Source organism: Paenibacillus brasilensis, from assembly GCF_009363115.1.
GTDB lineage: Bacteria > Bacillota > Bacilli > Paenibacillales > Paenibacillaceae > Paenibacillus > Paenibacillus brasilensis.
Genome location: NZ_CP045298.1, coordinates 3364394 through 3376701 on the forward strand (window position 1 = coordinate 3364394; position 12308 = coordinate 3376701).

Below are 12308 nucleotides of genomic sequence, written 5' to 3' on the forward strand. Positions count from 1 at the left end.
CATATGAGTAACACCAAGCGCATTTTGGTCGTTTTGCTGGTGGGAGTGCAGCTACTGTTGCAGCTCCCTCCCTTTTATTTCCCCACGGATAGGGCGGCGGCCGATACGGAAATTACACCCTTGTCTTATTATGCGGATAAAAACGATCGCTATTTTGTCGGTATGATGTATTTCGATATGTGGAAGAACACAGCCGGGGAATGGGTAACCCAAAAAAAGCAGCCCGGAAAGGGAATGCAGGGTGAAGCGACTTTCACCTACAAGTTTCAGTTTCCGGGCCGTAAAATCAAGAACGTTACCGCTCGATTATATACGACAGCCGATTATATGAGTAATGGTGACTATTTTGTGAAATCTAGGTCTGATAATTATGAGGAATATGCGAGGCATATGAGTAAGGGGACAAAAGATTCAGATATCCGTCCCTTTCAGAAACAGGGAATTGGTTCAGACACTACTATCATCCCAATCACCATAAATATGAAACTTGATCCAGTAGATCAGGCTCGCAACATTAAAGAAGAGAGCTGTCCCACATGCGCTAAAGAAGTAGAGGCCTGGCGCATCTACCAGCCCATCCTGTTCAAAATCGAACTGGAGAGCAGTCTAATCGTCAAGCATTTTACCACTGATGGAAAATCGCTTAACAACGTATTTACACCAGTTGAAGATGAACTAAAACCTGATCAACCGTATGATTTCATCCCACCAACCAATCCTAAATATGAATATGTGGGTTACAAGAAAAGCACGACGGGTAAACCGCCGAGCGGAGATATTTTGCCGGGCATTGTACCCGGGTTTACGTATGATGGTTCTTTTGAGCAGTTTACCGCTTATTTGTATTACAAAGAAGGTCAGGGCTGTCCTAAACCTGGAGAAAGCCAAGAGGGCTCACCCTCAGATTGCCAAGGCGAGGAACAGCCGACGAAAGGTGTTGTCTGCTCCCGCCCAGTTCCTGGCTTGCGCTTGGAAACTGCCGAGCTGGACCCGACAGTATCGGCCGTTATTAAAGCAGACCAGCGTGGCCGGGAACAGTTTGACGTGTCCAAAGGTATTCCTACATCTGAGAGCCTGTACGGTCATGTACAAGCCAAGAGATACCTTTTCCAGCATAAGTTTGTAAACATGACGGGTCAGTGTACGTATACGGTAAATGTAAAACGGGAATATCGGTTAAGCTGGCGGCCCAAGAAAAAATCTACGCGGAGAGAAACTGTGAAAAAAACCTATACCTACAAAATCGTACGTCCGTACTCTTTTTGGAAGATAGACAACTTGGAGGTGTACGGTATCAGGGAAGCTACGCTCCGAAATTATGCGTTACCTAATGAAACAATCACCATTCGTCCGCAATCCTATACCTTACCTTCATATGTCGCAGCGACCATGGGCAACTTTTATCCGCCCCCTGCACCGGGAACCGTGGATGCTGGTAGTCGCAGCAAAAGTGGAGGCAGCAGCAAGCCGAGTGTACCTGACGAACGCAGTACACTACAATCCAAGGCAGAGGGGGCTGTTAAGGAAGTCGAAGTGGAGAACGATACCCTGACCTTTGAGAACAGGACCATCATGAATCCGCAGCGCGTGAAGGTGAATGGACCCAGGCCGGGTGTTATTCCTTCTTCCGGGGCGATTGGGCCGGATGTGCTATACAGTCCGGGTCATGTGATTGATCAGCACAAGATAAATAAGCCCAATACGGCTAGCAGCGGTGATATTATCTTCGCTATTCTCAAAGGGAATATCAATGGCGGTGCGGATAAGACGTTTTCGATACAAGGGATTAACACGGTGACTGTCCACACTCCCGTCGTGAATCTTTCCAGCGTATCGGATGATGCTGCTCATAACCAGAAAACCAAGCCTACGAAGGGGCGATCGGCTCTTATCTTGGAGCGCCCTTTCCAGGTGAGAATCTCGACCTCAGGCCCACATTTGAATATTCCCGGCTACGGGAACCGGGAATATGCCAAATATGTACGAACTAAGCAGGTGCGATTCCCGTTCGATGTGTACGATAAAGGAAAGACAAAATTTTATCCGCGAGGTACCTGGATTGACATTCCGGTGCAGCAGCTGGATACAGACTTTTATTTACCGGTATGGGTGGATGAAGGCAACTACACAGTCGAGTTCCGTACCATTGCTGAAAATGCACCGGACGGGTTCACCGAACAGCGTCATGCCAATATGGATCTTGCTCATCATGTTGCCAATGATGTGGTCAACATTGAAGTTATCGGACGGATGTATGATTTTCATATCACCGATATTGCCGATTATCATTGGGAGCGGGTATTTCGTCAGCACAAGGGAAGCCCGCTGCATAGCGGTCTGTCCTACTGGACAGGGCTAGGCGGCATCGACGGATTGCCAAGGGGAAATCCGGAGCTGTTTACCCTGCCTGTACGTCCTGGTAGTCATCCGCATGAGGGCTACCAAAATGTGGCGGTCAAGACAGGCTATCATTTCAAGTTTGATCTCAAAACTAAAGGTAATATGTTCAGCGCCAAGGATGGTATCCGCATTACGCCCTCATTTTATTGGGTGAGCAAAGATGGGCGACAGCGGGAAGAGGTGGATCTGTATACGCATTCCGGCAGCCGAAAATTTATCCGTGTGGGATCGGCAGAGGACCGGGAGAAACGATATGTTATTTTGAATGAGCGGCTGCGCAATGTCCCCATAGAGGAAATGCAGGATACAGCAGCCTACCAATATCAACATGAACTGAGTGAAGCACAGCGGAGCCAGTTAACGCTGGAACGTTATGTAGCGCTATATGCCCAGCGTATTGCACGCAGCAAAACGTGGATTGGCCGCTACGATTGGCTAGTGCTGCCCGCGGCGGTCCGTACCTTAATCGGTCCGAAGACAGACCTGCCGGATGGGGTTGATGTCGACCGTGCCAATGCGGCGATTCAGCGCTGGTATGGCGAATATAGCCTGCCTGCCGATGTGTACGCCGTCACCAAAGGGACGGATCTACGTAATGAAAGCCGTCAGCGAGAGCTAAACGAGCATACGGATATATTTAAGAAAACGGGCTTTATCGTCGTCCGCTTCAATTTGGAATCGCTTCGTCATGGGGACACGGAGCATCCACATTTGCAATATATCAATGGTCCGTTGCTGAACCAATGGCAGCTGGAGGGGTATCGCAGAGAGGTAAAAGACTCATACGGACATGCCTTTCATTTACAGGATGGGGATGTTGTGTTTTATCATGCAGACCAGTCCAGTCGGGATGATTTCGGTTCATTTGTCCCTCACTAATTGGGAGGATATACAAATCAAGAATGACCTGAACCTCTTCTTAATGAATGACAAGCGCAAGTTTGCCAAGCCCTGTTTGGAGTGTTTAGTCGGTTTCCAGTTTCCCTACCTGGTCATATGCAGTGGAAGCGAGCATTTGGGCCACTCCGACATGTGAAACAGTAAGCCCAGCATTAATGTTAAGTGAACAAAATGAGCAAGCCTGGATTCTCATCCAGGCTTGCTCATCTTCTTGTATTGATGTTATTGTGCTGGCACAGGAATTTTCATTTCAAGTTCCTTGATATATGTCTTATCTCCGTTTTTATGCTTGCCGTCTGCTCCCTTGCCTTGACCGGCAAACTCCAATTAGAGGGATTGACTGTCAATGTATACGGCTTGATCGTCACATATTGGGGTCTGCTGCCTATAGCACTGTACAGCTCATCAATATGGTACTTCGTTTTAGGCTTGCTGTTGTAGAAGCCGACTTTCCGTTGTTGAAGCGTTTTTCCCTGATCATCTACGATGTCATAATACATCATGGATGGAGCGTATTTTCCCGTCTGCTGGGAAGACGCAGGTACTTGACCTTCGCTATCCAGCACAAGACGGGTCGTATGGGAGGTAATATCAAGCTGTTTGACCGTGTAACTGAATGACCCGCTCTTTTGGGTCGTATTCGGCTTGACACTCACCGCACTGCTGTCCTTTTTGACAGGAACTTTAAATTCAAAAGGCTTGCTGATTCTGGTAACCCCTACCTGGACTGTCATTTCAAAATCGTCTGAAAGTGAGCCCAACTGGTTGTATTCGGCTTTTACGGTGTTCTTTTGGGATACTTTTTCTCCGAATTCTAGAAAGCTTTTCAGTTTCTTCCCATCTATCAGAACTTCAGGAGACTTGACATAGCCCTTTTTCTGATCTTTCTCAGGAACCATATATTTCTTGAGGCTTTTACTGGCTTTGGCATCTATTGGGAGGTACAGGCTCATGACTCCCTCAGGTAAATTTTTGCCTTCACGTTCGATAGAAAAAGACAGGCGTGTTCCATCATAGAACACATCACTGAGCTTCAGTGTAACCCCGTCCTGTGTCAGGCTCAGCTTGGAAGAAGCGGCTTGCGCGGATTCCGCGTCACTAGCGGCTGACACAATGGGGGATATAAATTTCGGTATTGCTGCTCCTGTTCCCAATATCGCGAAAGCCGATGTTGTAAGTAATACCCGTTTTAGAAATGTGAATTTTAAGTTTGTCTGTTGCATTAGACATTTCTCCTCTCCGGAAGCTTGTGATTTCAAATTCATGAATTGAATCATTTGTGTTTAGTTTTTCAGGGGAATCTCCATTTCCAATTCCTTAATATACGTTTTGTCACCCTTCTTCACTTCGTTGCCAACCTTGTCATTCACTTGTCCAACGATGCTCCAGTCAGCTGGCTTGACGGTTAAGGTGAATGGCTTAATCGTTACGTATTTCGTGTTCGGCTTAACTGCATCATACAGCTCATCCACATGGTATTTTGTCCTAGGTTTGCTGTTGAAATAACCGAATTGGCGCTGCTCAAGAATGTTGCCCTGATCATCCACAATATCGTAATACATCATCGTTGGCGCATACTCTCCTGTCTGCTCCGGGGAAGCAGGCACTTCACCTGTACTGTCAAGTACTAAGCGAGTCGTCGTTGAGGTAGATTTCAGCTCCTTCACGGTGTAGCTGAAGCTGTCGCTGGTTTTTGTCTCATTCGGCTGGACAACAATCATGGTGTTGTCTATTTTCACCGGGACCTTGAATTCATAGGGCTCATCAACACCTGTCATCGAGGTCCTAACCGTCAACTCAAACTCGTCCGGGAGGGAGCCTAACTGCAGGAACTCCCCCATGACTGAATTGTTTTTGTGCGGATCATCACCGAATATGAATTGTTTAGAGTCCACCTTTTTGCTATTAATCAGTACTTCCGGATGTTTAAAGTAGCCCTTAAGCTGATCTTTTTCAGGCACTTTATGCTTCTTTATCCATTCCTCATCTTTACTTTCAGTTTTGGAATCCATAGGTATATAAGGGCTCATGGAACCTTCCGGCATATTCTCGCCTTTACGCTCAATGGAGAAGGACAGGCGCGTGCCATCATACAGAACATCACTCAATGTCAACGTAATTCCGTCATGAGTCACACTTTCGTTAGGATGGCTGAGAATGCCCTTGTCTACAGCAGTCTGAATTTCATCCGCACTCAATCCATAAAAAATACTGCCAATTCCGGGAATTTGCTTCAGTGTGGCCGCCATGGTCGGTGATACAAACCCGGCACCTACCACTCCTGCCCCTAATACACCAACTACGGATGCCGCCACGACTGCCCGTTTTGCTAACTTTGATTTCGTGGTCTTTCTTTGCATGGTTCTTTCTCCAATCTTCTTCATAATTTGATCACTCATACTGCCTCTGGGCATGACTGATTCATTGATCCAATTCTCCAACTGATTCAGTTCTCGTTCATAAGGTGGTGTTGGACGGTTGTCCATTGGCAAGTCCCCCTTTGCTTCTCTGGTCCAGCAGCTTGCGCCGAAGCCGCTCGTATTTTTTGCGGATGGTCGCCGACTTTAAGCCCATGATGTTGCTAATCTCCTCAAAACTGTATTGCTCAACAGCCTTCAGCAGCAGAATATGACGCTCTTCCGGTGTAAGATAAGTCAGCAGCTCTTCAATCACACTTTTATAAGGTGATATCTGGACGATTGGCTCGTGCTCTTTGACCTGCTGTACCAGTCTGAGCCAGCGGCTGTGCTTCCTTTTGATGTTCATTAAGTGATGGTAGGCCATCTTGTATAGCCATGCCGAGAAGCTGGTCTGTCTGCTGTACTGATGAAGATGCTCATAAGCTCTGATGAAAATGTCCTGAACGGCGTCCTCTGTTGCTTCATGATTTCTCAAAATATAAAAGCAGTAGGTGTACATCTGCCGCTCGAATTGCCGAATAATAATTTCGTAAGCTTGCTGTTCACCTGCTTTGACGCGCTCTACGGCCAGCTCAACCTGGCTGTATTTGTTTTGCGTATCCCCGGGGATGGTTGCCTGCAAGAGCTCACCTCCTTGTATTTATGTCTATATAACAACCGCAATCGGGCGTTTTGTGACATCATTTTTGTGAAACCCTGATAGTGTATGTTTGATCATAGCTCACGCAATGAACCGTTATAAAGCGAGCTTGAAGGAATATTTCAATAAAAATGAGCAACAACACGGATTTGTGTAGAGAAATTGCCGGATATTTAAACGCTTTAGGGAGAACGACAAAACTATAATAATAAGGAATTTAAATTATGTAAGCGCAATCATTTTGGCGTACTTGCTTGTCATCACAGCACAATTGAGGAGGACGACTTGGATTGCTCAAAGGAAAGGCGCATGGCGAAAGGGAAGCTTGACCGCCGCGTTGGCAACGATGCTGGTGATGACGGGGACGATTGGAGGAGTGGCTGCGGAAGACTTGTCCGAACCGACAACGCTGCAGGCGGAATCAGCAATTGCTGTTGAACAGAACCGTAGCGGCAGCATTCAGCTGGAAAATCTGGATCGGGGTCTGGTAGCTGCGGTGACGCAGGAGGGTGTATTTTTGAGCTGGCGGTTATTGGCCCAGGAAGTGAGCGGCTATGGCCCAACAGGACTGACGGGAGCGAAACTTTAATGTATACCGTGACGGCAAGAAGATTGCAACGGTGACCGACAGCACCAACTATGTTGATAAGGAAGGAACCGGAAATGCGGTGTACAGGGTGGCTTCAGTCGTTAATGGGAAGGAAAAGGATCGCAGTGCCAAAGTGATGCCATGGCAGCAGGGCTACTACGAGCTTCCACTTCAAAAGCCCGCCGATGGAGCAACACCCGCAGGTGAATCCTATACTTACTCAGCCAACGACATGAGTGTGGGGGATGTGGACGGAGACGGACAATATGAATTTTTCGTAAAATGGGACCCGTCAAACTCCAAGGATGTATCTCAGAAAGGCGATACCGGAAATACGTATGTCGATGCATATACGGCCGAGGGCAAGGGTTATATCGGATTGACCTGGGTGTGAATATTCGATCAGGCGCACATTATACACAGATGATGGTATACGATTTTGACGGAGATGGTAAAGCCGAGCTGATGTTCAAGACGGCCCCAGGCAGCAAAACGATTACTTTTGACAAAAAGGGCAAGCCGAAAAAAGAAACGTATATTACCCTGCCCCGTGAGGATCGAAAAGCAGGGATTACGCATAAGGACGATTACCGTTTAAGCCGCACGGATTATTACGAGCATGTGGTGAACATGTTCATGAGCTGGACGAAGCATGAAGAAGTGGTCAAGGGGCAATGGCCCGCTACGCTGGAGGAATGCTTTGGCATTGCTCCAACGTATAGCTATCCGTTATCCCGAAAGGATGCGGAAAGCCTGGCGGACTACTTCATGGATGTATACGCGCCTGCACGGAGCGACAAAAACAAGCTGAGAGAGTGCGAAGGCTTTATTGTGGATGGACCGGAGTATTTGACCATTTTCAAAGGAAAAACGGGAGCCGAGCTGGACACCGTCCGCTATGAGCCGGAGCGTCATGACGACGGTCTTATGTGGGGGGATTACGCTATGGCCCGGATTGAACCTGCCAACCGTGTGGATCGTTTCCTGGCAGGGGTGGCTTATCTGGACGGCCGCCATCTTCAAAAGCATTGGATGGTGGACAGCGGCTGGGCACCGATGACTAATCCGTTTAATGACAGCCCGCACGGGCGGGACGGAACGGACCCGAAATTCGGCACTTTGACCACACAGGGAGCGCATTCGCTGAGTGTGGTGGATGTGGATGGTGACGGCAAGGACGAAATCGTATACAGGTCTGCCACCATCGACCATGACGGCAGCCTGCTGTACAGCTCGTTTGATGTCATGCCTCCGGAAAGCGCGATTCCGGGCCAAACAGCCAGACTGGGACACGGGGATGCGCTGCATGTGACTGATATTGACCCGGATCGGCCGGGCAAAGAAATCTTTATGGTGCATGAGGGCGGAACCTATGCTCCATATGGCTATTCGCTGCGGGATGCCAAGACAGGCAAAATCATCTACGGCGCATGTTCCGGCAAGGATACAGGGCGCGGAATGATCGGTGACATAGACCCGGATCAACGAGGACTGGAAACCTGGGCCATCGGCTTGTGGACTGCGGCGGGCAAGCAGCTTGATACGAGGATGCCAGGCACCAACATGAGTATCAAATGGGCCGCTAATATGACCACACAAATCGTGAACGGGGCGATTGACGTAACCCCGACCATTGAGGATTGGAGGCGCGGTACATTGCTGACCGCAACAGGCACCAAAACGAATAACTATACCAAAGGAACGCCGTCGCTGGTTGCCAATATTTTCGGAGATTGGCGCGAGGAGATGCTTGTCCGTACAGCGGATAGCTCTGCGATCCGTATCTATTTGAGCACTGAGCCTACAACGCACAAGTTATACACGTTGATGCATGATCCGCAGTATCGGGCGGATGTGGCGCGTCAAAATATCGGCTATAACCAGCCGTCCTATACGAGCTTTTACTTTGCATCCGATATGGATTGGGCGAACGTGCCGATTCCCAAGCTCTATACGCCAAGAGCCTTGATTGAGGAAGAGAGCAGCGTTGAAGCGGATGAGGTAGAGGCATCAGAGATAGATGAAAAGGAAGTTGATGGGACGGAAGTCAATAAAACGAAAGCCAATGGGACGGAAATAGATACGAAAGAATTAAAAGCAGAGTCGGTGGAATCAGCAGAGGATTTATAACAGGAAGGAAGCATAAGACTCTTCGCTGCATTAATCGTTATTGAATTTAGGAGAAGGCAAGACTCTACTTACTTAGAGGCTTGCCTTTTTGCATTCTTAATGCCTTTCAAGTGGCTTGTACCATTTACCAAAAACAGATGTAATACCTTTAGAAAAGCTATAATAATGAGGGAATCTACTGAAAGCAGCGGAGAGGACGGAACGATTGCGAAAAAGCGTCAGCGGTCGCCACAACAGCGATTGGAGCAACGTTCTGTTCGCGGAGCGTCGTCAGAACTCCTCTTTTACTTTTCTATTTGTAATATCGGTGTGGACTCTCTATATATCGGATCTGTTTTGATATGTGTGATTTGATAAGGTCTGGAAGGATCTTTGACCCGCGCCAGTAGCATCTCAGCTGCCGTAATACCCATCTCGTTATTGTAAATATGGACGGTAGATAGATGAGGCTCCACAATCCGGGATTCAGGAGCATTATCAAATCCAAACACGGCAATATCCGCAGGGATTTTCATGTTTTTATTTTTGAGCGCTTTCATAACACTGACGGCAATAAAATCATTGGCGCACACAAACGCAGACGGCAGCTCGTTCATGCCCTCCAACTGTTTATCCATCCAATCCGACTCGGAGAAAAAATTTCGGTCGTGGTCGATGATACAACAGGATAAATCCACAGTAAGACCGGCTTCAATTAAAGCTCTGTTATATCCAACCCACCGCTCGTTGAAGCTTTTGCAATGCTTATAATCCCCAACAAAACCGATCTGCGTAAATCCGCCCTGAATCAGGCTTTTGGTAACAGAATAAACGCTATGCTCATTTTCCATCAACAATAAATCCGCTTTCAAATCAGGGCAAAAAATGTCCACCGAGCAATCGATAAAGATCGTGGGCAGTCCCAAACTCGTAACGAGCTCACTATATTGTGGATCAAACATTTCAATACAAATGATCCCATCGGCCTTGGAGGCTTCAAAATTATTAGGAAGTGCTCCTGCATATAACTCATTTTCCCGCACAATATGAATCGACAGATTATACCCTTCCGCGCTTATTCTTTTCTCCAGACCACTGATCAGCAAGGAGCCAAAATGCGAGCTGTTCGGCAGATTGCATGTGAACAGGGCAATATTACCTTGATTTTTCAGAATGATGCTCTCTGTTTCCACATAGGCAAATTGCTTATATTTGAGTTCTATCGCTTTTTTTATGACTTTGTTCCGTGTCTCAACCGGGATGCTGTCATTTCCATTAATTGCTTTGGAAGCGGTGTTTCGGGAGATTCCCAAAGCATCGGCGATATCTTGAATAGTAACTTTTTCTTTCTTCATAGACAGGTTCCACCTTCGCTTATATATGATTGTCGGTGAGGTACGGTTGCCTTTCCGAATTCTTGTATAGACCTAAAAATGTATCCTAAATGTATAATAGTTCACACGAAATAGCAATGTTCGTGTTACAAATGATTAATTAATTTTTACGTTTGTAAATCGAATTGTATTTGGAGGGCCGTCTGTGCGGACTCTCTTTTTTATGTCCGGAGGTCATTGAGAAAATGAAATGTAACCGCACACATGTTAATTATGAGGTATATTATCTGACGTAAAAATTGACACATATGTGAAATGAGGACAAATGTCAGGAATTTCGGGAAGAAGCGAATTGACTGGATATGCCCCTGTCTCTAAGATGTAATTATATTCCAGACCAAATTAGAGATTTGTGTAAGGGAATATAACGTGGAGAGGAGGGAATGAATGGACTCTTTAGCTGATCTCTCGGAAACCCCCTTAGCATTAGAAAACCTCAGACGACATCCCTGTTATAACGAAGAGGCACATCGCTATTTTGCACGCATTCATCTTCCGGTAGCTCCGGCATGCAATATTCAGTGCCATTATTGCAACCGCAAATTCGATTGCGTCAATGAAAGCCGCCCCGGCGTGGTCAGTGAACTGCTCACGCCGGAGCAGGCGGCGCGCAAGACCTATGGTGTAGCGGCACAGCTCATGCAGCTGTCCGTTGTCGGCATTGCGGGACCTGGAGATCCGCTGGCCAATGCAGACGCAACCTTCGATACCTTCCGCCGGGTCCGTGAGACAGTTAAGGATGTCATATTCTGTCTCAGTACGAATGGACTTACCTTGATCAGGCATGTCGACAAGATTGTAGAGTTGGGTATTTCGCATGTCACGATCACGATCAATGCTGTGGATCCAGTCGTGGGAAGCCGCATTTATGGATGGGTCCACGATGAAGGAAAACGTTATGCCGGAGAGGAGGGCGCGCGGCTGCTGATTGACCGCCAGCTTGCAGGCTTGAAGATGCTGGCTTCAAGAGGCGTATTGTGCAAGGTGAACTCGGTACTGATTCCCGAAGTCAACGATGCCCATCTGCCGGAGGTAGCCAGGGTGGTCAAGGAGCACGGCGCAGTGATTCACAACATTATGCCGCTCATCATCGCTCCCGGCAGCCAGTATAAGCAGGAAGGGATGCAGGCCCCCCGTCCCCGTCTGGTGCGGCAGCTGCAGGAGCAATGTGCTGACGCGGGAGCCGTTATTATGCGCCATTGCCGTCAGTGCAGGGCGGATGCAATCGGCCTGCTGGGCGAGGATCGCAATCAGGATTTTACATGGGAGAACATAGCGGCCGCTCCTCCCATGGATGAAGGGGCAAGGGCACAATTTCAGAAAGAACTGGATGAGAAGGTGAGAGTGAAGATGGAGCGCAAGGAGGGACAATCGCACCCCAAACAATCGTCAACCGCGGCTGGCTGTAGCTGTCCGTTATCGGGCGAGCCTGAAGCAAGCTTTACCTCAAAACCGGTCCTGATCGCTGTGGCCAGTCGTGGCGGAGGAAAGGTGAATCAGCATTTCGGCCGTGCCAAGGAGTTCATGATCTATGAGAGCGACGGGACGATTGTCAATTCCGTAGGCATCCGCAAGGTGCAATCCTACTGTCACGGGAAAGCCGATTGCAATGGGGATAAGGCCGAGACGATGAAGGAGATCCTTTCCATGGTGCATGACTGTGCATTGCTGCTGTCGGCCGGCATAGGTGAGGCCCCCAAAGAGGCATTACAGGAAGCTGGCGTGCTGCCTATTGTATGCGGCGGGGATATCGAGGAATCCGTTCTGGAATATGTAAAATTTCTGCGTTATATGTATCCTGTGCAGTGCAGTAAGAAAAGTAAGCATTCAACCATTGAACATTTTGGAGGCTGAGA

At 47.9% G+C, this 12308-nt stretch carries 6 protein-coding genes and 1 pseudogene; 3 read left to right on the top strand and 4 right to left on the bottom strand.

All coding sequences use genetic code 11. The annotated features are described in order from the left end of the window. Positions 1-3 precede the first annotated feature (3 nt). Complete coding sequence (locus tag GCU48_RS15810) at positions 4-3279, top strand: DUF5704 domain-containing protein (protein ID WP_152380631.1); 3276 nt, start codon at positions 4-6, stop codon at positions 3277-3279. Positions 3280-3545: 266 nt separating this feature from the next. Here GCU48_RS15810 and GCU48_RS15815 read toward each other — a convergent pair whose 3' ends face one another. From GCU48_RS15815 to GCU48_RS15825, 3 genes are read right to left on the bottom strand one after another with little or no spacing between them, the layout of a single operon-like run. Beyond that, positions 3546-4523 (bottom strand): DUF5643 domain-containing protein, encoded by a 978-nt coding sequence (locus tag GCU48_RS15815; RefSeq protein ID WP_244315721.1) that lies wholly within the window; start codon positions 4521-4523, stop codon positions 3546-3548. 60 nt (positions 4524-4583) lie between these two features. Beyond that, on the bottom strand, positions 4584-5786 hold the full coding sequence (locus GCU48_RS15820; RefSeq protein WP_152380632.1) for a DUF4179 domain-containing protein: 1203 nt from the start codon (positions 5784-5786) through the stop codon (positions 4584-4586). Further along, positions 5758-6342 (bottom strand): RNA polymerase sigma factor, encoded by a 585-nt coding sequence (locus tag GCU48_RS15825; protein ID WP_152380633.1) that lies wholly within the window; start codon positions 6340-6342, stop codon positions 5758-5760. Before GCU48_RS15825 ends, GCU48_RS15820 begins: the two co-directional genes overlap by 29 nt. Positions 6343-6649: 307 nt before the next feature. Between GCU48_RS15825 and GCU48_RS15830 the strand changes: the two are divergent. Next, positions 6650-9079, top strand: a pseudogene (locus GCU48_RS15830) (rhamnogalacturonan lyase). 284 nt (positions 9080-9363) lie between these two features. On the opposite strand, the gene GCU48_RS15835 reads toward GCU48_RS15830, so the two are convergent. Next, complete coding sequence (locus tag GCU48_RS15835) at positions 9364-10413, bottom strand: LacI family DNA-binding transcriptional regulator (protein WP_025717196.1); 1050 nt, start codon at positions 10411-10413, stop codon at positions 9364-9366. A 426-nt stretch (positions 10414-10839) separates the two neighbouring features. Here GCU48_RS15835 and nifB point away from each other — a divergent pair, with 426 nt between their 5' ends. Further along, a complete protein-coding gene (gene nifB / locus GCU48_RS15840; RefSeq protein WP_152380634.1) occupies positions 10840-12306 on the top strand; it encodes a nitrogenase cofactor biosynthesis protein NifB in 1467 nt (488 codons plus the stop codon). Positions 12307-12308: the final 2 nt, after the last annotated feature.